Origin of the sequence: Dehalobacter sp. TeCB1 (assembly GCF_001707455.1) — a bacterium.
In the GTDB taxonomy this organism is placed as follows: domain Bacteria; phylum Bacillota; class Desulfitobacteriia; order Desulfitobacteriales; family Syntrophobotulaceae; genus Dehalobacter; species Dehalobacter restrictus.
Window position 1 is genome coordinate 75,213 of sequence record NZ_MCHF01000056.1, and the last position, 20,877, is coordinate 96,089.

At 38.4% G+C, this 20,877-nt stretch carries 27 protein-coding genes; 17 read left to right on the forward strand and 10 right to left on the reverse strand.

Annotated elements, in window-relative coordinates:
* Positions 1–92: 92 nt before the first annotated feature.
* From A7D23_RS12035 to A7D23_RS12045, 3 genes are all read left to right on the forward strand, one after another.
* Positions 93–443 carry a hypothetical protein gene (locus A7D23_RS12035; RefSeq protein ID WP_068883918.1) on the forward strand — a complete coding sequence of 117 codons (351 nt, stop codon included), beginning with the start codon at positions 93–95 and terminating at the stop codon, positions 441–443.
* A gap of 13 nt (positions 444–456) precedes the next feature.
* A complete protein-coding gene (locus tag A7D23_RS12040) occupies positions 457–1,032 on the forward strand; it encodes a hypothetical protein (protein ID WP_068883920.1) in 576 nt (191 codons plus the stop codon).
* Positions 1,033–1,222: 190 nt separating this feature from the next.
* Positions 1,223–2,587, forward strand: a complete 1,365-nt coding sequence (locus A7D23_RS12045; protein WP_068883922.1) for an amino acid permease — start codon at positions 1,223–1,225, stop codon at positions 2,585–2,587.
* Positions 2,588–2,687: 100 nt separating this feature from the next.
* On the opposite strand, the gene lgt is transcribed toward A7D23_RS12045, so the two are convergent.
* On the reverse strand, positions 2,688–3,485 hold the full coding sequence (lgt, locus tag A7D23_RS12050) for a prolipoprotein diacylglyceryl transferase (RefSeq protein WP_068883924.1): 798 nt from the start codon (positions 3,483–3,485) through the stop codon (positions 2,688–2,690).
* A 466-nt stretch (positions 3,486–3,951) separates the two neighbouring features.
* Here lgt and A7D23_RS12055 point away from each other — a divergent pair, with 466 nt between their 5' ends.
* From A7D23_RS12055 to A7D23_RS12070, 3 genes are all read left to right on the forward strand, one after another.
* Positions 3,952–4,767, forward strand: coding sequence for a sulfite exporter TauE/SafE family protein (locus tag A7D23_RS12055; RefSeq protein ID WP_068884108.1), 816 nt, complete (start codon positions 3,952–3,954; stop codon positions 4,765–4,767).
* A 557-nt stretch (positions 4,768–5,324) separates the two neighbouring features.
* Positions 5,325–6,089, forward strand: coding sequence for a DUF364 domain-containing protein (locus A7D23_RS12065; protein ID WP_068883928.1), 765 nt, complete (start codon positions 5,325–5,327; stop codon positions 6,087–6,089).
* Positions 6,090–6,166: 77 nt separating this feature from the next.
* On the forward strand, positions 6,167–7,144 hold the full coding sequence (locus A7D23_RS12070; protein ID WP_068883930.1) for an SLAC1 anion channel family protein: 978 nt from the start codon (positions 6,167–6,169) through the stop codon (positions 7,142–7,144).
* A gap of 117 nt (positions 7,145–7,261) precedes the next feature.
* On the opposite strand, the gene A7D23_RS12075 is transcribed toward A7D23_RS12070, so the two are convergent.
* Entirely contained in the window at positions 7,262–7,624 is a 363-nt protein-coding gene (locus A7D23_RS12075; protein ID WP_068883932.1) for a NifB/NifX family molybdenum-iron cluster-binding protein, read from the reverse strand.
* A 250-nt stretch (positions 7,625–7,874) separates the two neighbouring features.
* Here A7D23_RS12075 and A7D23_RS12080 point away from each other — a divergent pair, with 250 nt between their 5' ends.
* Positions 7,875–8,279, forward strand: coding sequence for a DUF134 domain-containing protein (locus tag A7D23_RS12080; protein WP_068883934.1), 405 nt, complete (start codon positions 7,875–7,877; stop codon positions 8,277–8,279).
* A 9-nt stretch (positions 8,280–8,288) separates the two neighbouring features.
* Here the strand turns inward: A7D23_RS12080 and A7D23_RS16130 are convergent, their stop codons facing one another.
* The 3 genes from A7D23_RS16130 to A7D23_RS12095 all read right to left on the reverse strand — a co-directional run bounded on the left by A7D23_RS16130 (position 8,289) and on the right by A7D23_RS12095 (position 10,592).
* Positions 8,289–8,450 carry a hypothetical protein gene (locus A7D23_RS16130; protein ID WP_176714420.1) on the reverse strand — a complete coding sequence of 54 codons (162 nt, stop codon included), beginning with the start codon at positions 8,448–8,450 and terminating at the stop codon, positions 8,289–8,291.
* Positions 8,447–9,187 carry a hypothetical protein gene (locus A7D23_RS12085; protein WP_068883936.1) on the reverse strand — a complete coding sequence of 247 codons (741 nt, stop codon included), beginning with the start codon at positions 9,185–9,187 and terminating at the stop codon, positions 8,447–8,449. Before A7D23_RS12085 ends, A7D23_RS16130 begins: the two co-directional genes overlap by 4 nt.
* A 451-nt stretch (positions 9,188–9,638) precedes the next feature.
* Complete coding sequence (locus A7D23_RS12095) at positions 9,639–10,592, reverse strand: DUF3231 family protein (protein ID WP_068883940.1); 954 nt, start codon at positions 10,590–10,592, stop codon at positions 9,639–9,641.
* A gap of 174 nt (positions 10,593–10,766) precedes the next feature.
* Here A7D23_RS12095 and A7D23_RS12100 point away from each other — a divergent pair, with 174 nt between their 5' ends.
* The 3 genes from A7D23_RS12100 to A7D23_RS12105 all read left to right on the forward strand — a co-directional run bounded on the left by A7D23_RS12100 (position 10,767) and on the right by A7D23_RS12105 (position 12,001).
* A complete protein-coding gene (locus A7D23_RS12100; protein WP_068883942.1) occupies positions 10,767–11,159 on the forward strand; it encodes a hypothetical protein in 393 nt (130 codons plus the stop codon).
* Positions 11,160–11,420: 261 nt separating this feature from the next.
* Positions 11,421–11,606 carry a 4Fe-4S binding protein gene (locus A7D23_RS15680; RefSeq protein WP_083221917.1) on the forward strand — a complete coding sequence of 62 codons (186 nt, stop codon included), beginning with the start codon at positions 11,421–11,423 and terminating at the stop codon, positions 11,604–11,606.
* Positions 11,561–12,001, forward strand: coding sequence for an MOSC domain-containing protein (locus tag A7D23_RS12105; RefSeq protein ID WP_242871524.1), 441 nt, complete (start codon positions 11,561–11,563; stop codon positions 11,999–12,001). Before A7D23_RS15680 ends, A7D23_RS12105 begins: the two co-directional genes overlap by 46 nt.
* A 2-nt stretch (positions 12,002–12,003) precedes the next feature.
* Here A7D23_RS12105 and A7D23_RS12110 read toward each other — a convergent pair whose 3' ends face one another.
* Positions 12,004–12,453, reverse strand: coding sequence for a hypothetical protein (locus A7D23_RS12110; protein WP_068883944.1), 450 nt, complete (start codon positions 12,451–12,453; stop codon positions 12,004–12,006).
* 176 nt (positions 12,454–12,629) lie between these two features.
* Between A7D23_RS12110 and A7D23_RS12115 the strand changes: the two genes are divergently transcribed.
* The 7 genes from A7D23_RS12115 (at position 12,630) to A7D23_RS12145 (ending at position 17,129) form a co-directional block, all read left to right on the forward strand.
* Positions 12,630–13,037, forward strand: a complete 408-nt coding sequence (locus A7D23_RS12115; RefSeq protein ID WP_068883946.1) for an arsenate reductase ArsC — start codon at positions 12,630–12,632, stop codon at positions 13,035–13,037.
* A 169-nt stretch (positions 13,038–13,206) separates the two neighbouring features.
* Complete coding sequence (locus tag A7D23_RS12120; protein ID WP_068883948.1) at positions 13,207–13,521, forward strand: metalloregulator ArsR/SmtB family transcription factor; 315 nt, start codon at positions 13,207–13,209, stop codon at positions 13,519–13,521.
* A 51-nt stretch (positions 13,522–13,572) separates the two neighbouring features.
* Positions 13,573–14,739, forward strand: coding sequence for an MFS transporter (locus tag A7D23_RS12125; protein ID WP_068883950.1), 1,167 nt, complete (start codon positions 13,573–13,575; stop codon positions 14,737–14,739).
* A 54-nt stretch (positions 14,740–14,793) separates the two neighbouring features.
* Entirely contained in the window at positions 14,794–15,813 is a 1,020-nt protein-coding gene (locus A7D23_RS12130) for a permease (protein ID WP_083221918.1), read from the forward strand.
* 64 nt (positions 15,814–15,877) lie between these two features.
* Positions 15,878–16,114, forward strand: a complete 237-nt coding sequence (locus A7D23_RS12135; RefSeq protein WP_068883952.1) for a thioredoxin family protein — start codon at positions 15,878–15,880, stop codon at positions 16,112–16,114.
* Between the two features lie 2 nt (positions 16,115–16,116).
* Positions 16,117–16,596 carry a permease gene (locus A7D23_RS12140; RefSeq protein ID WP_068883954.1) on the forward strand — a complete coding sequence of 160 codons (480 nt, stop codon included), beginning with the start codon at positions 16,117–16,119 and terminating at the stop codon, positions 16,594–16,596.
* A complete protein-coding gene (locus A7D23_RS12145; protein ID WP_068883956.1) occupies positions 16,593–17,129 on the forward strand; it encodes a permease in 537 nt (178 codons plus the stop codon). Before A7D23_RS12140 ends, A7D23_RS12145 begins: the two co-directional genes overlap by 4 nt.
* 46 nt (positions 17,130–17,175) lie before the next feature.
* On the opposite strand, the gene A7D23_RS12150 is transcribed toward A7D23_RS12145, so the two are convergent.
* From A7D23_RS12150 to A7D23_RS12170, 4 genes are all read right to left on the reverse strand, one after another.
* Entirely contained in the window at positions 17,176–17,703 is a 528-nt protein-coding gene (locus A7D23_RS12150) for an HD domain-containing phosphohydrolase (RefSeq protein ID WP_068883958.1), read from the reverse strand.
* A gap of 171 nt (positions 17,704–17,874) precedes the next feature.
* On the reverse strand, positions 17,875–18,840 hold the full coding sequence (locus tag A7D23_RS12155) for a radical SAM protein (RefSeq protein ID WP_068883960.1): 966 nt from the start codon (positions 18,838–18,840) through the stop codon (positions 17,875–17,877).
* Positions 18,841–18,922: 82 nt separating this feature from the next.
* Positions 18,923–19,687, reverse strand: a complete 765-nt coding sequence (locus A7D23_RS15685) for a hypothetical protein (RefSeq protein ID WP_083221920.1) — start codon at positions 19,685–19,687, stop codon at positions 18,923–18,925.
* Positions 19,684–20,877, reverse strand: coding sequence for a U32 family peptidase (locus tag A7D23_RS12170; RefSeq protein WP_068883966.1), 1,194 nt, complete (start codon positions 20,875–20,877; stop codon positions 19,684–19,686). Before A7D23_RS12170 ends, A7D23_RS15685 begins: the two co-directional genes overlap by 4 nt.

A 20,877-nucleotide genomic window follows, 5' to 3' on the forward strand; every position in this document is an offset into this window, starting at 1 on the left:
ACATTTTGCTCATTGGGAGTTTACATTTCAAACTTATATTTAGGTTAAACAGAACAGCTGGCTGATATCCCATTTCGAAAGAGGGGTGGACAATGAAGAAAAGTATGATTGGACTAAGTATGGCTATAGCCTTGGTCATTTTCGGCTGTGCGGCCTGCGCTCAAAGTTCTTCTGATTTGCCGGTAAAACAGACAGCTGAGGGCCAGGTGGTTAACTCAGATAAAACTGGGATAACCGCATCTCAGACAACATCTGACGCAACTGAACAGTATGTAGGTGGGACGAACAGCGGGGTTACAATACTAACCAAATCTGACAATGTTTATACGGACGCCCAAAAACAGCAAACCTTAAAAGAATTATCAGGGGAGATTGATAAACTAATTGAGAGTATAAACAACCTGGATGAAGCGCAGGATTCTCAATTAACATTTGATGAATAAGGAGAGATTTGATATGAAAAAGATTTTCAGCATAGTAATTGCCGGACTTCTGCTTTTAGGAACAGCCGGTACCGCTTTAGCAGCCGGCCAAACATCCGGTCAGGCATCAGGACAAACGGGGGGAGGAACATCCGGACAGGGTGCGAATCAGAGCGGCACAACGTTACAGGGAAAAGGAAACACGGAAGCCTACCAGGCAGGAAAGATTCAGTTTGAGCGCACCAGGCAGCAGGTGAGATTAAACGCCGGGGCGACCTCAGGCGTAAAGACCCAACTCAATGATTGTTCTGAAGAGCTAAAAGCGTTAATCCAAAACAAGCTTCAAAACGGAGCGAATATTAGTAATGAAGAAACGGCCCGAATCAAAGAAGCAATTCAAACCTTTCAAAAAGAACGTCAGCAGATTATGCTTGAACATCAGGGAAAGATTCAGGAGCAGGTAGCTTTGCTGAATCAGGCTAAATCACGGGGCGATATTGAAGCTGCCAATGCTGCAATGAACATGATTCAAACAGAACAGCAAGCCAGGATAGCCGAACTGAACAAGGTTTTACAGGATTTCCAGAAACTATTGGAGAATATTGGCTAAGAGTAGTAAATTTGAGTAATAAACACAAAGAGAGGCCCAGAAAAGCGGGGCTTCTCTTTGTGTCTAAGAAGATATTTATAAAAGAGTTTGGATATTAGCTTCTAAAATAAAATAAATTGAAATCTAAAATGGTTAGTCAAATCTATCCTGGAAATAATATTTAAAAAATAATAAAGGTTTGATAAAAAATATGATCATTAATTCGGAGGAAAAATCCGGTCATGTTAATAATGAAAGATTAAATGCTTACAGCCTTACGGGTATCGGTATTGGCGGAGTAATTGGAGCCGGTTTTTTACTGGGCTCTAGTTTGGCAATTAACCAAGCAGGTCCTTCGGTTATCATTGCCTTTCTACTTGGAGGAATGATTATGTCTCAAGTACTAGGGGCTATGACCAGCATAACCATAAATCGTACTTCTCCTCGCTCCTTTCGTGTTTACATAGAGGAATTTTTAGGTCCTTTCTCAGGCGCGTTAATTGGATGGATGGTACTTGTATCAGGGATTTTAACCCTAAGTTCGGAGGCCCTTGCTTCAGGAACTTTTTTACGATATTGGTTCCCCAATCTGTCAATTTCTGTTTTTGCTCTTTTGATACTGCTTTTCGTAATAGGGATCAATGCACTGGGGAAAAGCGGATTTGGCTATATCGAAACCGCAATGGCTATGATAAAAATTGCGGTACTGCTTATATTTATCGTACTCGGTGGTTTATTTCTGTTTACGAAAGGTATACCATTGACGCCAAATTTGTTTTCAAGTTTCAATACCGTTTTTCCTAAGGGGATATTAGGGTTATTACAGTCCATGCTGATTGTAATCTTTACTTTCAGCGGGATTAGCGCTGTTGCAATGGCAGCTCCGGAAGTGAAAGAGCCAAGAAGAGAAATTCCCAAAGCGACAGTTTTGACAACTTTGGGGATCGTTTTTCTTTATGTTGCCTCCATGATGGTGATTGTGTCACTTGTTCGATGGAATACTATTAATACCGATGTATCACCGTTTGTGCTTGCTTTCAGCAAAATGGGAATTTCATGGGCATCGGTCATGATGAATTTAATCATTCTTGTTGCCGCTGTTTCGGTAATGATTGCAACCTATTATACTTGTTCCCGAATGCTTGTATCCTTATCCAAAACCGGTCAAGCGCCTGCTTTATTCAAAAATGCTACACCGAAAGGGTTTTACAAAAACGCCTGGATTCTTGTGGCAATCTCTACATTTCTAATTTTAGGAATGTCCTTTATTTTAGGCAGCAAACTTTTCAATTATTTGGTATCTGCTTCTTCCTACTTTTCATTTCTCAATTGGTCTATTAATCTGATTACATTTATTGTATGGCTGAAACACCGAAGTAATGAAGAAAATTACGTTTCTCCCTTAATATGGGGGCGTTTCGGAGCATATGGAACTCTTGGTGCAATTATACTGCTAAGCGTTGTAAGCTTGCGGGTGGAAGACTTCAGAATCGGCTTTTATATTGCTATAATAATCCTTATAATCTTCACCAGTTTATATTTTTTACTAAAGAATAAGAAAAAGCTTTTAATATAAAAGTGGGTCAATCAGAGGCTTTTTGAAACGTTAACATGATTGCAAAAAAACATATTTCTGTTACTATGAAGACCATCCTACAATATATTACCTATTCAACTTAAGGTCTTCTGTTTTTATTCCGTCTGATGAAGAATAAAGCCGTGCATACAATGAAAAACAAGCCAGCCAGTATTTGAGATACTCTGAATGTGCCGATATACAAGCTATCCGTCCGTAATCCTTCGATAAAAAAACGTGCAAAACCATATAAAGCCAGGTAAAGCGTAAATACTTCGCCTTCAAACTTCTTTTTCTTCCGGAACCATAATAAAAAGAAGAATAACCCTAAATTCCATAAAGACTCGTATAGGAAGGTGGGGTGAACGGCTATTCTTTGCATTTTTGAGAGATCAAATATTTCCATTCGCCATGGGAGCGTCGTTCCAACTCCATGAGCCTCCTGGTTGACAAAGTTACCCCAACGGCCGATAGCTTGACCTAAAGCCACATAGGGTATAAGAAAATCAAAGAATTTTAAGGTGCTTATTTTTCTCTTTTTGGTAAAAAAGTACGCTGTCAACACGGCGGTTAGAATGCCTCCGTAAATTGCCAGGCCTCCATTGTGGATGTTAAATACTTCAAGCAAATTATTCCTATAATTTGACCACTCGAAAACCACATAATAAAGCCTTGCGCCAATAATAGACAAAGGAATTACAACCAGCAGAAAATCATTTATATCATTCTGCTTAATGCCGAACTTATCGGAATCTTTATTAGCCAGTAAAATACCGAGCAGAAAGCCTGTTGCGATGATAATGCCGTACCAATGAATTCCCATCCCAAAAACACTAAAGGCAACAGGATTAATTGTAAAGCTAAGGCCTAAACCTGGAAATGTTATTGGTTGTATCATTTGATTTTCCCTTTCTTAAGTTATAATATTTACCTCACAAGTCCCGCCGCTTAACATCGGTTTCTATTTCAGCAATAAGTCCCTGTAGCCTTATCATTTCTTCTTCATATTCGTGGACCTGTTGGGCTACCTTGGAACTGGAGATATGCAAACCGGTTTGCCCTAACACAAATTATTTTTTTATTTGAAGATCTTCCAGTTCTTCTTCTAGCACTGCCAATTGTTTCATGAGCTCGGAATCTTCCATTTCATTCGATTTGCCATGATTTCCATCTCCTTTTAGTATTATTTTATCAGAAAGCTGAATTAAACGCTGAAAAGATAAACTATTCTGTTCTATAATAGTTTAGATATAATTTTCGATTCACTTTAGGAAATTGTCAAGAAACGTTTATAGAGATTGATGAAAGAAGAAAAAGTATATGGTTCATTATTGAGAGGAGAATATACAGGAGAGGAGAACGTCATGGAGCAATTTTTTTGGCTAATCCCTTTAGGGTTTATAGTTGGGACATTCGGAACACTGATTGGGGCAGGCGGAGGCTTTATTCTAGTCCCTGTTTTGCTCTTACTGTACCCCGGACAAAGCCCGGAGACGATTACCAGCATTTCTTTGGTTGTTGTTTTCTTTAACGCCTTGTCCGGTACTTTTGCCTATCGGAAAATGAAAAGAATTGATTATAAGTCGGGCCTGATTTTTTCTGCCGCGACCTTACCCGGCTCAATCTTAGGGGCGTTCACAACGTCTTATATTCCCCGCAACATCTTTGACGGGATATTTGGCGTAATGCTCCTCGGGGCCTCGGTCTTTTTGCTGCTTCGCTCTAAGAAAGAAGGTGATTTAGCAAAAGAAGTACCTAAAGGCCATATGAGACGCACCCTCACCGATACGGAAGGGAATACGTATTTCTTTTCCTATAATCCCGTTGTTGGGATTAGCTTAAGCCTTATTGTCGGCTATATTTCCAGCCTGCTCGGGATAGGAGGGGGAATTATTCACGTTCCCGCTCTGGTTCATCTTCTAAATTTTCCTGTCCATATTGCCACGGCAACTTCCCACTTTATTTTAGCTTTTATGTCCTTGTCGGGTTCCGTTGAGCATCTTGTTTCCGGCGTACTCTCAAAGGGTATGTGGCAGACGATAGCCCTCGCCATCGGTGTATTGTTCGGTGCCCAATTAGGAGCCAGGTTATCCAAACGTTTTCACGGGGTATGGATTATTCGTTGTTTGGCTGTTGCTCTTGGACTGGTCGGTATCCGGATTTTTATCATGGCTTTCTGAAAATTGCTTTTCAAAATATATGTAGATTAGCGTCCCCTATTTTGAAAACCACCGCTGTAACCGCTATTTTGCTGACCGTAAAATCCCCCTTTGCCTTTTTCAGCGGGTGCAGATGTGCTGATAAAAAAGCAAATGCCGAGAGAAATAATGACGGTAAAGATTAAAGCCGCCAGGGTGCTTCTATTTTTCAAGATATTTGCTGAAACCTTAGCTATCCATTTTTGGTGCTGGATTAGATGGAAAAAAATTATGATTGCCGTTAAATACCCTGTCCAAATGTGAAGATGCCTCACGTTTAAATTAGAAAATAAGGGAATGACCGAATTAAGTCTCAAATGCTGAATGATTCCTGTTAAAATGCAAGTGAAGGCAAAAATGAACAGAAAAATATTGATAATAAAGTTTTTTTCATTGGATGAAAGCATGGATGGCGAACTCCCTTCTGCCATTTTGCACATTAATTGACATATGTTCAAAACAACTATACAATTAATTAAGGGCATATGTCTATAAATTATATGCAGTCAACAGTAAAAATAGAGTAGGAGGTTCTTGACATGATATTAGAGCGTGTTTATGAGTTAGCCCTGCCGAGGCTCAAGGGGAAGAAGATCAGAGAAGTCAGGGTAGGACTGGGGTTGATGACTGTTGAGCTTGATGACGGCTCCTTAGGCGTCACCTATGTATTAAGGAAAGAAACGGTTGATGGCTGCTCACTTCTCCCTCAGGGAGGAAAGCTTGTTGGCATGCCTGCTCAGGAAATTGCCGAATGGGCATTGCAGGGCAATAATGTTATCAGCTCGGCCATGGGGTTGGCAGTATTAAATTCGGTTGCTGAATTTGAGAAATTGGAACAGGTTGAAAATGCCGACGGCTCCGATGCTGCATTCTCCGTAGAAATTAAACCGACCGATACGGTTGGGGTTATTGGTCATATCGGACCGATCATTTTTAACCTTAAAGATAAAGTCCAAAACCTGCTTGTATTTGAACGGGGAGAGAACTTGCCCGGAGGGGTTTACCCGGAAAGCAAAGAACCCGAGCTCCTGCCGGAGTGCCAGGTGGTCTTTGTCAGCAGTACATCTCTCATCAACCGGACATTGGAAAGCGTATTGGGTTATTGTAATGGTACCCGGGATGTGGTAATGGTCGGGTCCAGCACGCCTTTATACCCTCAGGCTTTTCGCGGGACCGGCGTAACGATGCTTTCCGGTACAAGATGGTTGCCGGAATATCGAGATTCTATCCTTACCGGTATAAGCCAATGTGCCGGAGTAAGGCAATTAATTCGATATGCCCAAAAGATATCAGTACGGGTGTAGAACCGCGTCACTCATAGAAATCTGCGTTGATTTAGAACCTGAACCTAAGAGATAGACAAAAAAGGGAATGAAAAGAGATGGAAAAACAGGCCATTGAAGAGACAGTGCTCAAAAATAAACTGCAGTATTTCCCAATTAGTTTTTTTGCCAGTGTTATGGGGATCAGCGGTTTGGCCGTGGCCTTTGAGCGGTATGAACAAGTATTTAAATTAAGTGGCAGAATAGGCTTAATACTATTGATCGCCGTGTATCTGGCATGTATTTTAGTTGCAATTACTTATTCCTTTAAAATTATTAGATATTTTCCAGCAGTAGTTAGTGAGATTAATCACCCGCTAAAAGCTAATTTTTTTCCGGCTTTTTCCATAAGCCTGCTGTTATTGAGTACTGGGACTATCAACTATCAGGAAAAATTGGCCTTTGGCCTTTGGGTAATAGGGACAGTAGTTCACTTTATCCTTACCATTGTCATCATATCACGGTGGATTACCCAAAAATATCAAATCTTACAAGTCAATCCGGCGTGGTTTATTCCCGTAGTCGGAAACATCATTATTCCGATTGCGGGCATAAAGTTTGTTAATATAGAAATCTGCTGGTTCTTCTTTAGTATAGGACTTTTTTTCTGGGTAATTTTATTTGCGTTGATTTTTTACCGGGTTGTTTTCCATGACCCATTGCCCAAACAGTTATTTTCGACCCTCTTCATATTCATTGCGCCGCCGTCGGTTGCTTTTATGGCCTACGTTAAAATGGCAGGCCATATGGACAGTTTTGCACGGATCTTGCTTTACATTGCCTGGTTCTTCGTAATACTGCTTTTATCTCTGCCGGGGTATTTTTTTAAGCTGGATTTTGTCGTGACCTGGTGGGCCTATACGTTTCCATTATGCGCCGTTACGATTGCCAGCATCACCGCCTTTGATCTGCTGAAGGTTCCGCTGTTTGGTGGGATTGCAATCGGTCTATTAATATTAACTACTTTAGTGGTTGTTACGGTATTTTCAAAGACGATTTATGCTTTATTCCATAATCAGATATGCGTTCCTGAGTAGCTATACTGTAATAAACACCCTCATTCCACTATTTCGTGAATTGAGAGTGTTCTTTTAGATGATTTACATCCATTTTGATTTTTCACTTTAAGTTTTTATATAGCCATATTTATAAATTTAGTTATGGCACTCATGCTCATGGGCATGACAAGAATCACCAGAATCAAACAGAAATCCGTTAAGCCATTTGAGAGCAACTTCCTTAACATCACCTGAACATCCACGTACTACTTCTATTCCTGAGTAATTTAATACATTAACAGCACCTTGACCCATATTTCCTGCAAGCATAATGCTTACACCTTTTTCTGAAAGGGTTTGAGCGATATTAGATTTGCAGCCGCATCCTTGAGGGGATGCAATGGTTTCCTGATTAAGTATCTCTTTGTCATTATCATCGATTGTGAAAACAGTATAATACTCACAGTGGCCAAAATGTTCATCAACAAAGTTTTGACGAGACGGTAAGGCAATTTTCATTTTAACTTTATACCTCCATAATTTTTATAAGCTTACATTGAGTTATTGACATATGTCATTTATATTTTATTATAACGTTTAAATAGCATATGTCAATAACTCAAATGGTGACATTCTATAAGTTTTAATACCATAAGTTAGTTCGTTGACATATATGCAAACGGTATATAATTTAGCATAAAGGACATATGTTAATAATAGATTAAGGGAGGACACTCCCGTAAAATTCAAGGCAAAATGAGGTTAAAATATGCCGAGACCCCGGAAATGGCGAAAGGTTTGTTGCTTGCCGGCAAGCAACATTTATGGGCCGCTTAACTCAGATGTGACCCGAGATGATCTAGCTGTAATGTCGGTTGATGAATATGAAACAATACGGCTTATTGATCTAGAAGGGTTTACGCAGGAAGAATGCGCCAACCAAATGCACATAGCCCGTACAACGGTTCAGCGCATCTACAATGATGCCCGCCATAAACTAGCGGATTCCCTGGTCAACGAAAAAATGCTAAAGATTGAAGGCGGGGATTACCAGCTGTGCGACGGGTTGGAAAAGACCTGCCGTTGTGGCGGGTGTCCCAGACATAGATGCCCTGGATTGTTTCGGGAAAGTGAAAATCACTATTTCCCTAGAAATTTGGGGGGAAAAAAATAATTGGAGAAATTACCAGAGAATGTGCTGTTCCTTATGCTCTAAAACCATCTTTAAGGCGGTGATAAAGTAGACAACAAAGATAAATGCACCTAACGCAAAAAGCGGAGCAAAATAGGCAAAGGGTTGAGCATATAAAGTTGTGCCGTGAACCCATAAATCGTACAAAGTCATGATATTGCCCCCTTTATTTCCTCAAGGAGTTCCTGTTTTTGACTTTGGCAGAATCTATAAATTATACCACATAGAAAAAGTCCTATGGAAACAAGCATAAACCCAAGTTGAAGCGGGAAAGGCGAATATATATCCACAAAGCGGATGAGACTCCTAATATTATTATTTGGCTCCAAGGCTTGTTTAATACTTAGTTCAAAGTGACGGAAATCGATTGTTAAGAAGCCAATTGAAGTGCGATCATCAAGGACGGGATAATAGATGGACATACGCGGGGTTAAACTGAAGGGATCCGGATAGGGCATAACCGTTTCGTCTCGGGGTTTGATATTTTCATATTCTGAACGGACAGCACGGACGATTTTGTTGGCTCCGTCGGTGAAGACCAGCCCCAGGGAAACAAAAATAGTGAGTAAGGTTAAAGGGAACGGGGGCCTTAATTCCAAGATCTTAAACATTAGAAAAATAGTCTGATTTGGTTCCATTTGCTGGCGTATAAAGACTGATATATCCTGAAGGCCATGGAAGGCAATGCCGATCGCTCTGTAGGGCGGTATGAAAAACCAGACTATAAGTGTATTCGGACACAGGTTAAAAGGATCCAAACGGTTTTTGGAGTATTTTCGGATTTTATTACAGAACATTGGATAAATTTGACCTAACCAGTATCGTTTCAGACAATAGTAGCAATTTGGGAGCACATATCGTAAATTTTCCGGCCTTTTTTTTTGCTGCATTTGGGGCCCTCCAATCATATTTTCCGGGAATTTAGAAAAAATCAATGATGTCAGGCGCTGATTTTTCAATGGGGTCTTCGAGATAACCAACTGTCCGGAGAATTAACCAGGTCCAAAATATTGAATTGATTATTGCTATTATAGTTGGGACAGGCAGCCATATACCCCAGAATTTTGTTGTCATTTTTGTGGTGTTTATCGATTCCGTATCTTTCATATTTTCATTACCTTTGTGGTGGTAGGATCAGATAGTTTCTAAATATTATGAATCCCAAAACGGAAGAGAGTAGAAACGAAAAAAGCAGCCATATCAGCCAGTAATATTGAATCAAGCGTAAAGGAAAATTCATAAATGAAACACCGTCCTTCTATATCCATTATATGGGTTAGCGGACGGCGGAGAAAGTTGTCTTTTCTTTATCGTAAAAATTAAGATTTCTAGGACCATGTTTTAATATGAAGGGATTTCAAATGTCCATCCCTGACTTTTGCCATATTTAATCATTTTATCGATTATATCCAATTCGCTGAGAGTAAGTTCGATAAAAAAATGTCTTAAATGATCATTCATGACAATTTCCTGGATGCTGGTGCCATGTAATGCAACGGCATCCTGCATTCCTCTTAAAATTTGATTAAAAATAAACCTGTCCTCAAACATCTCTTTATCTTTGGGAATTGCAGTATTAGATGAATAACGCTTTGGCAGGACTACTCCAAAATAGGTCAGTTTATCCTCAAGCTTTTTAATTTGGCTTTCTAATATTTTGACACCAGCTGTAAGCAAAACATTAAATGTTTGATCAGAAACATAAACTGATAGAATTTCAGTCAAACGTTTATTGTTATAACGATAAACTAAATGATCATACAATATGTATATTTCATTAATAGCAACCTCTTCCTTGATTTCTGGTTTGGTATGTAAATACTTCGATGGTAAATACAGCCAGTTATTTTTTTTCATTAATTTGATAAGATAATCAACCCTTTTAACTGCTTTTTCAGTTAATTTTCTGATAAAGTCAAATACTTCTATATTTGAAGGCATTTCCTTCATAATTAACATTAACAGATTAACGTCTAAACGCATAAAACGATATAATGTAGCGGCAATCATCTGATCATTAATTAATTCTTTTCTGCTAGCGAATGTTTGGTCATGGGCAGGAGGGTCGGAGCTTACAAGAGAAAACTTATTTAGTAGTTTATTAATTTCATTAATTTCAACGCTATATTCATCCAGTAATTTTTCAATATATTTTTTGAAGTTATCATCAAACACAAAATTTTTTAATAAATTAAAGGTCTCAACAGTAATGTTTCTGTCGGTTAAACTCCTCCATAGAATATAGGCTGATGCTACACTAATATTTTGATTTGTTTCTTTGTTATTAAATAGCATTTCATTTTCCTCACATTCCTTAAATCATCAAATTTGTCCTGAAAATATTATTTACTAATTACCTGAAATTATTAAAAATATCGAAAAAAATGCTCTCCTTTTATAATATTTATCAATATCATAATTGAATTCATAAATTGTATTGTTATATTGCTTATACTGGAGGAATGAGTATTGATAAATAATGACGATAATACAGCTTTGAAATTATTAGATTTAGAGAATATAGGATCTTTTGTTTGGATTATAGGTAGTTTAATATTAATAGTTGCCGTAATAGAATCTAAGAAATCTATTATGAAAACAAATAGTCTTATTTTACCAAATAATATTTTCCCCTATATTCTTATGGTTAATGGAAGAATATTATGGACAATTGCTAATCTTATTGCAGCTATTGCTGTTACTGGCGAACAAATTCAACGTGAAAAAAAAGTATTAGCAAGAAAGCCGATTATTGGCAGCCTAATACCTGATAATTATATAACAATTGGTATGTGGATTTCTTTTATAGGTATATTTATTGTTTTAATTGGTGATAAAAAACGATTAAAAGAGAATATTTAGTTTTTTCTGACGTAAATATCAAATTATTATTTTCTAATATTCTAAAGGAAAACAAAGATATTAATTAATTGATAAATCAATTAGAATTACGAAAATTGATGATGTCATATTTGCCGGTTTGACCTCTGCTGGACAACTGTACATCTCTTTAAAAGCCAAATCTTTTTAACGAAACTCTTGAAATTAAAACATAGCTTTGATAATATACCCTATGGGGGTATGTTATCTTTTTGTGAAAAAACAATAAAAGGAGTGCTTGCAATGGCAATAACCATCAACAGCAACAGGTGCCCAGAAAACCATCCATGTCCGTCAGTTAGAGTATGTCCGGTAAATGCCTTAAGTCAAAAAGGATATAAAGCGCCCACAGTAAATGCAGAAACCTGTCTTGAATGTGATAAGTGCGTAAATTATTGTCCGATGGGTGCTCTTCAAAACTTAAAATAAATAAGTTGGTCTGCAAAGCTATTTGTTTTGCCCATCAACAGGAAGTTCTGGTTGTAAAAGGATGGGGCTTGGAGGGCGATGCCCATGGCGGTGATTGGGACCGGCAAGTAAGTATTTTTTCCGTGGAAGCTTTGACTAAGGTGCCGGTAGAGAAGCATATAGAAGTCTTAGAGGATGGCTATACGGAAAATGTTACAATTTCCGGCGTTCCTATAGAGGAACTGCTAATTGGAAGAATCGTTCGACTTGGCGAGGCGGAAGTACAGATCTTGTATGTTGGTAAGGAACAATACAAAGAGCATGGAAGACCGTATATTGTCAGCCGTGAAGGACGTTTTGGCAGTGTTGTGAAAGAAGGGCGCATCCGGGTTGGCGATTCCGTGGAATTGCTTTGATATTAGTTTTTGACAAATGTTCCGTATTTTTTAAGGATGAAAGATACAATCACGCCAAAGATCGTTAAAATTATTAGAGCAAACAGATTGGTAAGTGGTTGGGATTGTATTTGAGGGGCAATATTCAATAAAGGCATAAACAACCCCATAGAAGCAAATCCGACTGCGGTCGCTACGATGATACCTTTTAAAACGGTAAAATCCTTACCGGTCATTTTCATGACGATAACTAATAAAATTGCTGTGCCAATGCCCAAAGCCGCTGTTCCGACGATTCCTAAGAATATCCCGATAGGGGAATTAACCTGGCTCCAACTTAGAAAAACATCTGCGGCTATATTCCATGGAGATGTCATCGGAATTCCCAAAACGATAAGGATATAGGATAAGAAGTCCATAATAATTGTGCCAATAATACCTGCAATGGTAGCAGCTCCAATAGGGTCTTTCATTTTTGGATACCCCCACAGTATTAAAATTTGTTATTTAATGTTTCTCTGTTTAAATGCTTTTTATGTATAGAATATAAATTTCAGGACTAGCCTAAACAGTCTATCTCAAGGCGTCCGGGCAATCCAAATTTCTTTTATATTCAAAAGGGTATTCCACTAAAGGTAGGTTATAAAGCATGCCGGAAAAAATAAAAGTAGCCTTTGTTTGTGTTCACAATTCCTGCCGTTCCCAAATGGCGGAAGCAATATCCAAGATGATAGCAAAAGACAGCTTCGAGGCGTATTCGGCAGGTACGGAAATCAAAGATAGTATTAACCAGGATGCGGTAGTGGTGATTAAGGAACTTTATGATGTGGATATGAACATATCACAAAAATCCAAACTTATATCGGACATTCCGCCGATTGATATTGTTGTCACCATGGGATGTAACGTGAATTGTCCTTTCGTTCCCTGCAAACACAGGGAAGATTGGGGCCTTGAAGATCCGACAGGAAAAGATAAGCAGGAATTTATCAAAACGGCTAAAATCATTGAAGAAAAAATTTTGGACCTCAAAACCAGAATGAATGGTTTAGTGTAATATCATTTTCAATAAAATATTTCCAATGAACCGGTTAGATGATAGATAAATCATTTAGCCGGTTTCTTATCATAGTCAAAACAGATGTTGACAAAAGCTTTTTAACGCAATATTATAATATAAGAATATTAGAAGATACTAATATATAGAGGTATTCGAGGTGATAATAATGTCCAATATGAGTGACCAGCTTGTTGCAAATGTATTTAAAACCTTGGCTCATCCGACTAGAATTCAAATCGTGAAGCTTTTGCGGGAAGGGGAGCTGTGTGTTTGCGAGATTCTCCCTAATCTTGACTCTGAACAGTCTAATACCTCTCAACACCTTACGGTACTAAAAAACAAGGGTATTGTGGAAAGCAAAAAAGAAGGGACAAAGGTTATTTATTCAGTTAAAAACAAAGAGGTATACCAGATGATTGAACTTGCTGAAGCAATAATTCTTCGCCAGATAGAAGAGACCAAAAGTTTGCTGTCAAAATAAATAGGAAATGGAAATAATAAATCGAGATAGAAATAACGGAGGCAGAGTCTTATGGATAAGAAAAAAATAATCATGATACTTGGTTTCGCTGGATTTGTAGTAATGGCGGATAACTGGGTGGTTTCGCCCATTCTGCCTTCAATTGCCCAAAACTTGAATGTGAATGTTGCGTCCGCTTCGATTGTAATTACGGCCTACATGTTGCCGTTTGGCATATTTCAGCTGCTGTTTGGTTATCTTGCTGAACGCTTCGGCAAAAGGCAGGTTATCACTTTTTCAATTTCGATGTTTACGATAGCCGCGGCACTTTGTGCTTTTGCCTGGGCAATTCCCGTTTTGGCGGCGTTCAGGGCTTTGACGGGATTATTCGCTGCCGCGATTATGCCGGTTTCCCTGGCCCTGATCGGTGATTTGTTTCCGATGGAAGAGAGACAGTCGGCCATAGGTTCTTTCATGGGTTTATTTTTCTTAGGCCAGGGGCTTAGTATGGCCATCGGTGGTTCAATTGCCTACTTCCTGAATTGGAGAGGCGTGTTTGGCGTTTACGCAGGGCTTGCTGTTGTTTCCGCACTCTTGTTGTTTACCATAGGCAGAAAGATACCTTCTGCAAAAAACAAAGATACCAAGGCATTAACGCCGTATATCAATATTCTGAAAAATCCTTCGAGTGTAATCATTTACGCTTTAGTTATCTTTGAAGGTCTTTTCCTTCTGGGCTCATTTTCATTTTTGGGCGGATTTATCAAAACGGTATTTAACCTGAATAATTTTGCTATTGGCATAGTAATGACTGCGTTCGGCCTAATGGCACTGCTTGCCGGCAGAAGAGCGGGTAAAATCGCCGCCAGAATAGGCCGCAAGAAAACCGCTGTCCTTGGCTTGAGCCTGGCCTTTATAGCTGACCTCTTACTTGTGGCTATGGGAAGCGTATTGCCTATCGTAGTTATTGCGGTTGGACTTATGGGGGCCGGTTTTATGATGGCCCATTCCACCTTCCTGACGATTGCTACGGAATTTGCCGCCAAAGCAAGGGGTATTGCCATGTCTCTGGTTGCCTTCTGTTTTATGGGTGGCGGAGGTATCGGGACTGCCATTGGGGGCAAGATTGTCGCAGTTGCAAGTTTTCATTCATTATTTGGCATTTACGGCGCAGGGCTTTTCGTGCTTACAGTTATTGCATTGCTTGTCAAAAGCAGTTTTCATGCCAAGAATGCTTAAACTTAAGATGTAATTGGGGAAATATCTTCAGGGAAAATGAAAGAAGTGATATAGATGTTTGCAGCATTAGATTGGGTTTTAAAAGAGTTAACTTACTATTTAAGCTATGGTCTGACGGTGCTTATTCGTTGGATTTTGGACTTGTTTGGCGCTAATCCTTTAATTTTGGAATCAAGCCAGTATAAAGGTGCAATCAACTTTTTCTTTTACGATACGATGAAAATATTTTTAATGTTATCTGTAATCATCTTTATCGTATCAATTATCAGGAGCTTCTTTCCCCCGGAAAGGACCAAAAAACTTTTAGGGGAAGGAAAAGCACGCGGGTTTTTAGGTAATATTTTTGCCGCCCTTTTAGGGATTGTAACCCCTTTCTGTTCCTGTTCTGCAGTACCGGTATTCATAGGATTTGTCGAGTCGGGCATTCCCCTTGGAGTGACATTTTCCTTTCTTATCTCTTCGCCCATGGTTAACGAAGTTGCTCTTGTCATGCTGTGGGGGTTATTTGGCTGGCAGATTGCCTTGCTTTATATTGCTACAGGAGTAATAGTGGCAATAATCGCGGGAATTATTATCGGCAAACTTAAAATGGAAAAGTACGTTGAAGAATATGTCTACAGCATGAAAATGGGCGAAGCTAAAATCGAAAATCTCACATGGAATCAACGCTTTAGAGACGCTGGGCATTATGTCGCGGAAATTCTTAAGAAGATTTGGCCCTACGTGATCATAGGTATAGCTATCGGCGCTGTTATGCACGGCTGGGCACCGGCAGGCTGGTTGGCCAAATATGCCGGGAAAGAAAATCCTTTTGCTGTGTTCGTGGCGGTTTTAATCGGGATACCGCTCTATTCCAATGCAGCCGGAACCATTCCGATTGTAAAAGAACTCACCCGGCTGGGGATGCCTATGGGAACCGCGCTTTCCTTCATGATGTCGGTAACGGCGCTAAGCTTACCGGAAATGATTATTCTGAGAAAAGTTTTAAAACCAAAACTCCTGGCAGTGTTTATCGGAATCATGGCAGCAACCATTATTATTATCGGTTATTTGTTCAATCTAATAATTCCGTAGGAAATAAGCTATAATCCCGTGAGGAAATATCAAATAATTAAAGAGTGGAAGGACGGTATTAATAATGAATATCAAAATTTTGGGTTCAGGATGTGCCAACTGCAAAAAACTGCAGGTAGTTACCGAGGAAGTGGTAAGAGATGCAGGGATTGAAGCTACAATTGAAAAAGTTGAGGATATTCAAAAGATAATGGTGTATGGTGTGATGAGAACTCCTGCCTTGGTAGTTAATGAAAAAGTAAAAGTCGCAGGCAGAATTCCAACTAAAGATGAAATTAAGAAATATATTAAAGAGGCTTAAGAATGTTTACAATTATCCTTTATGTTCTGGCCATAGGACTTCTTCTGCTTTCGTTTCTTAAAGATAAAAAAAAGACCAAGATGGCCCTGGTGAAGGCTTGGAAGTCCTTTGAAAACATACTGCCGCAGTTTTTATCTATTCTTATTATCATTGGTATTATGCTTGCGGTGCTAAGTCCTAATACTATATCAAAATTAATTGGTCAGCAATCCGGTTGGGTTGGAATGATTATTGCCGCTATTGTCGGTTCAATTACTTTAATTCCGGGATTCGTTGCCTTTCCTTTAGCTGCGGCGCTTCTAAAAAGCGGAGCAGGTTTTATGCAGATAGCGGTATTTATTTCAACTTTGATGATGGTTGGCATTGTGACCATTCCTTTGGAAATCAAATATTTTGGCAAAAAAGCTGCAATCTTAAGAAATTCTTTAGCTTTCATATTCTCATTCGTTGTGGCAATCGTGATAGGGGTGGTGCTGGGGTGAAGGAAGTTTTAAAACGTTATAAATTTTTCGCTATTCTGGTAGTTCTTAACTTAGGACTTGTTGTTATTTTCCCTTCAATAGGCCAAAAATCTTTAAGCATAACTTGGAGTAATACCCTGGAGATGCTTTCTGTTATACCTCCAATTTTTATTCTACTTGGACTTTTGGATGTTTGGGTCCAAAGAGAAACAATGATCAAACTTATGGGAGAAAAATCAGGATTTATTGGCGTAGCCTTAGCCTTCTTTTTGGGCTCGGCAGCGGCAGGGCCCTTATATGCAGCGTTTCCTATAGCAGGGGTTCTTTTGAAAAAAGGAAGCAACTTTTCCAACGTGCTTATCTTTATAGGGGCATGGTCAACAACCAAAATACCGATGCTGCTTTTCGAAACATCAGCGATGGGTTGGAAGTTTATGCTGACAAGGTTTATCATCGATATTCCTGGAATCGCTTTGATTGCCTATATAACACAAAAGGTTTTACATGAAAAAGAAATCAATATTATATTTGAAAAGGCTAAGAATCAAATATAGAAGTAAGTTAAACTTAAAACGTTGATCTGGAATTTTATAGATAAAGCTAAAATAATAACTTATTCTTAGTGTATAAAAGGCAAAAAAGTTTATAAAGCTCCGGATCATACAATTCTTTTTGCCTTTCCATAATCTCAAATGCAGTGTCTGCTTTCATAGCCCTTCGGTAAGGTCTATCACTTGTTAAAGCATCGAAAGTATCTGTAATCCTAATAATTCTTGCTCCTAAAGGGATGGATTGTCCTTTAAGCCCATAAGGGTATCCGCTTCCATCAAAGTTTTCATGATGGTATAAAATATCCTCTGCAACCTTTTCAGAATAGCCTATATTTATAACTTCTTTGAAACTTAAAATTGGATGAGTCTCAACATGCTTTTTTTCTTCAGCTATTAAATTGCCTGACTTATTTAAAATATCCTGGGACAAAAAAGATTTACCGACATCGTGAAATAAACAAGCTATATAAAGCTCGTTTTTTTCTTCTTCAGATAAATTTAAAAAATCGGCTAGGCGTTTACTCATATTTGCTACTCTAATAGCATGTCGGAGATCCCTTAAATATATTGCTTCCAATATAGCTACCTCCTCGTAAAAATATGAATTGATGACAAAGTTAAACCCCGGTGACGAGACCGGGGTCATAATGCGTTTGAGAACATGAAAATATAATAGATATTAAAAAAGTAAAAAGTTCTTCCTCGTAAATTTGCTTTTCATTGCACCCCACCAAGCAAATACTACATATTAGGCTGATTTGTTCTGAATATTATAACCTAAACATCCACCCTGGCATTTCTTCTCCTGCCAGAATCTACACCCATCACATTCTTTAAAGGCGGGATTAAAAAAACGTTTGCTATCGATCTCACGAATAAAGAATTCTTGAATTTCCGCAACGGTATCGAAATCTTTAATATTTATGGAAAGATAATCCTCAAAGACAAAACACCGTGCGACACTTAAATCCGGTCGTATATCCATTACCGGCCTGCACATTTCTTTATGAACAAGGTCAAAACCGGAATAAATGAAATTAACAAGTTCCTCATTTGAAAAGATACACTTTGGAGGGTTGTTACAGTCTATGTGGGGAATAATTCCATTTTCATGACATGAGTCCAAGAACTCGACCAAACGAGGGACATAACTTTCATAATGCTGAAGAGTTCCGGCTTGATTATTATTAGATGGGACCGAGATACTATAACGAATGGTTTTCAAGTTTAACTTCTTGCTCTCTTCAATAATATAATTGTAATCAAAATGAGGCTCAAAAATATTAATACCGAGCGTTACACGAGGCTCGATATTTCTTCTTCTATATTCGAAAACCAGATTTTCTACATTATTTATAGTTTTTCTATATAACTTTTCACCGATTACTTTTGGACCATTAAGGTTAATCAAGAAAGATACTTTTGGGTGGACAATAGAATGACTCAACTCCTGATCTAGGGCAAGGGCATTAGAAAATAATTGAATCTTATGAAAGAAAGGATCTTTAATTCCATCATTAACCCATTGCTCGAATTTCGGGTGCAAGGTTGGCTCCCCGCCTAGAAGCCTTAATTCCGAATGCCCGGATCTTTTGAAGAAGTCAAGAATGTAAGCATAATTTTCATCTGAGATATTAACCTTGTTTTTGGGGTCACAGTTTGCAAAACAATAGGAACACTTTAAGTTGCAATAGTTATTTAGCATTATATTCATTCTAAAAAACCCTTTCTAATTCATGAGATTAACTTTTGCCGCTTTTGAAAATGCAATCACGGCTTAATAAGCGTTATATTTATCATCTTGTTATGACACTTTGGAATGTCTTAACATTTGTTACCGTTACGGCATTTGCAGATCCGGTATTGTTTCTTGCTGTCACGGTAAAAGTAATTGGTTGTCTCGCCGTACCAGCAGGTACGTTAAAACTACCCACCCACGTATTACCGGATGTATTGACAAACGTTATAGTCGTTGAATTTAGAGTATTTGTTGCAGTAACCTGGGTAACAGTACCCGCAGTCGTTGCTGTAATTTGAATTGTAGTCCCAGGGAATGCTACAGCTTGAACACTGGCTGTAACTGCTGGGGGTGGTACATAGTTATCCCAATTGCCCCAATTATAGTAATTGCTATAATTACCGTAATTACCGTAATTGCTGTAGTTGCTATAATTGCTGTAATTAGAGTATTGGCTGTATTGGGAATAGGTTTCGGTATGGTTTTGCCAGTTGGTATGATTTTCCCAAACACCGGCATTTGAATAATTGGCATTCCAATTGACATAATTACCGTAAATATTATTATAAACATTCGTATAAGCCCCATAATTTGTGTAATTACTCCAACTTGATTGCGGCCAGGTCCATTGAACCCAGGCAAAGGCTTTCTCCGGCTCAAGAGAAATCTTCAATCCCCATGATGTTGAATATTTTCCATCCTTAGAATGCGGCCGGTCAGGATAATTTTTTTCAACGACATCTTGAGTTATGGAGGTATGAAGGATACTAAGTGAGACAAAAGCAAAGAGCAATTTCTTTAATCGCGTATATGTTCTTGTCATTTCTCATCACCTACGGCATAAGATAAATTTTCTGTTGAATTTTTTGATTGCACATACTTTTCAATTAAAGCCGCTTTTTGAAAGCAATAATTGCATACAGCGCCGCACTGGGAAGAACACTGCGGTTTATTTTTTATAAAGTGGTTAATATCAGGCATGTATTCAATAACTTCATTCATTCTTAAAGTCCCATATTGACTGAACGCTGTGTTCATAAAACGAGAGTTATAAGTATTGAAGAACTCGTTGAGCGCATATTCTTTGTCCGTTGCTCCAATCATGTAAGCCCGAATCTTATTTAATAATTCGGGCTTTGGATGGTCCCTGCCAACCAGCTTAATACTGTTAACACCGGCTTTTTCAAATTCAGTTAATTCCCAAGGATAAATAATTCTGTTTAGAACCATTTGGATCGGTGGATTACAGCCTGTTATTCGGTCACAGATAAACTTAGGAAATTCACGGAAGACCGGGCTGCATTTATGAATATTTTCCTGTCTGCCGAACAGAGCATAATGAATATTCTTTGTAGGGCAGCCATAGATACAAGCTTCATCTGCCATAAGTTCTAAGCCGGTTTCAGGTAAAAATTTTTTAAACGACTCGATAAAAGCAAAATCTTTGTTGAGATCAGAAGCAGGAATAATATTGGAAATTCCTAAGTTTTCAACAACATACTTTGCTTGGATGATCGAACGGATATCCATCATCGTTGATGCATTGACAGATAACCCATTGAATTCTTCCTTTAAAAAATCAGCCAGAAGCTGGCTGCCGACGGTTATACTTCTAACGCCTATCTCGGCAAGATGGCTCACAAACTGCTTGAACTGAGAAATATTTGATTCGAAATCATAAAGCGAAATTGTCGAAATGCTATTCATTAAATAAATGAATTCGATATTATTCTTTTCAAGCTCTTTAATATACGGCCCTAAATCCTCCAGGGTAAGTATTTTGCTGTTTTCCTGAAAATTAACCGACCGACCATGTTCAAAACCTGACTTGGCATAAGAAGTGTAAGGGAGGCTGTTATAAACAGCATGAATTTTATACTTTGTGTCTTTGCTGTTGAGAGCAGATAACTGATTTATATAATCGAAATCAAATAACAAGGGAACAGAAAAAACCATTTCTCTTGGCCGGCTCTTTAGAGAAATGGTTTGTTTTTTCTTAAATATATTGATCAT

What these genes read in the sequence shown, in the direction of transcription:
- A7D23_RS12070 (WP_068883930.1), top strand. Translation starts at nt 6,167, where the DNA reads ATGGAAAAACAGGCCATTGAAGAGACAGTGCTCAAAAATAAACTGCAG.
- A7D23_RS15685 (WP_083221920.1), bottom strand. Translation starts at nt 19,687, where the DNA reads ATGACAAGAACATATACGCGATTAAAGAAATTGCTCTTTGCTTTTGTC.
- A7D23_RS12040 (WP_068883920.1), top strand. Translation starts at nt 457, where the DNA reads ATGAAAAAGATTTTCAGCATAGTAATTGCCGGACTTCTGCTTTTAGGA.
- A7D23_RS12170 (WP_068883966.1), bottom strand. Translation starts at nt 20,877, where the DNA reads ATGATCAATATATTTAAGAAAAAACAAACCATTTCTCTAAAGAGCCGG.
- A7D23_RS12155 (WP_068883960.1), bottom strand. Translation starts at nt 18,840, where the DNA reads ATGAATATAATGCTAAATAACTATTGCAACTTAAAGTGTTCCTATTGT.
- lgt (WP_068883924.1), bottom strand. Translation starts at nt 3,485, where the DNA reads ATGATACAACCAATAACATTTCCAGGTTTAGGCCTTAGCTTTACAATT.
- A7D23_RS12085 (WP_068883936.1), bottom strand. Translation starts at nt 9,187, where the DNA reads ATGCAGCAAAAAAAAAGGCCGGAAAATTTACGATATGTGCTCCCAAAT.
- A7D23_RS12135 (WP_068883952.1), top strand. Translation starts at nt 15,878, where the DNA reads ATGAATATCAAAATTTTGGGTTCAGGATGTGCCAACTGCAAAAAACTG.
- A7D23_RS12125 (WP_068883950.1), top strand. Translation starts at nt 13,573, where the DNA reads ATGGATAAGAAAAAAATAATCATGATACTTGGTTTCGCTGGATTTGTA.
- A7D23_RS12115 (WP_068883946.1), top strand. Translation starts at nt 12,630, where the DNA reads ATGCCGGAAAAAATAAAAGTAGCCTTTGTTTGTGTTCACAATTCCTGC.
- A7D23_RS12055 (WP_068884108.1), top strand. Translation starts at nt 3,952, where the DNA reads ATGGAGCAATTTTTTTGGCTAATCCCTTTAGGGTTTATAGTTGGGACA.
- A7D23_RS12045 (WP_068883922.1), top strand. Translation starts at nt 1,223, where the DNA reads ATGATCATTAATTCGGAGGAAAAATCCGGTCATGTTAATAATGAAAGA.
- A7D23_RS12035 (WP_068883918.1), top strand. Translation starts at nt 93, where the DNA reads ATGAAGAAAAGTATGATTGGACTAAGTATGGCTATAGCCTTGGTCATT.
- A7D23_RS12120 (WP_068883948.1), top strand. Translation starts at nt 13,207, where the DNA reads ATGTCCAATATGAGTGACCAGCTTGTTGCAAATGTATTTAAAACCTTG.
- A7D23_RS12065 (WP_068883928.1), top strand. Translation starts at nt 5,325, where the DNA reads ATGATATTAGAGCGTGTTTATGAGTTAGCCCTGCCGAGGCTCAAGGGG.
- A7D23_RS12075 (WP_068883932.1), bottom strand. Translation starts at nt 7,624, where the DNA reads ATGAAAATTGCCTTACCGTCTCGTCAAAACTTTGTTGATGAACATTTT.
- A7D23_RS16130 (WP_176714420.1), bottom strand. Translation starts at nt 8,450, where the DNA reads ATGACTTTGTACGATTTATGGGTTCACGGCACAACTTTATATGCTCAA.
- A7D23_RS15680 (WP_083221917.1), top strand. Translation starts at nt 11,421, where the DNA reads ATGGCAATAACCATCAACAGCAACAGGTGCCCAGAAAACCATCCATGT.
- A7D23_RS12095 (WP_068883940.1), bottom strand. Translation starts at nt 10,592, where the DNA reads ATGCTATTTAATAACAAAGAAACAAATCAAAATATTAGTGTAGCATCA.
- A7D23_RS12130 (WP_083221918.1), top strand. Translation starts at nt 14,794, where the DNA reads ATGTTTGCAGCATTAGATTGGGTTTTAAAAGAGTTAACTTACTATTTA.
- A7D23_RS12110 (WP_068883944.1), bottom strand. Translation starts at nt 12,453, where the DNA reads ATGAAAGACCCTATTGGAGCTGCTACCATTGCAGGTATTATTGGCACA.
- A7D23_RS12140 (WP_068883954.1), top strand. Translation starts at nt 16,117, where the DNA reads ATGTTTACAATTATCCTTTATGTTCTGGCCATAGGACTTCTTCTGCTT.
- A7D23_RS12080 (WP_068883934.1), top strand. Translation starts at nt 7,875, where the DNA reads ATGCCGAGACCCCGGAAATGGCGAAAGGTTTGTTGCTTGCCGGCAAGC.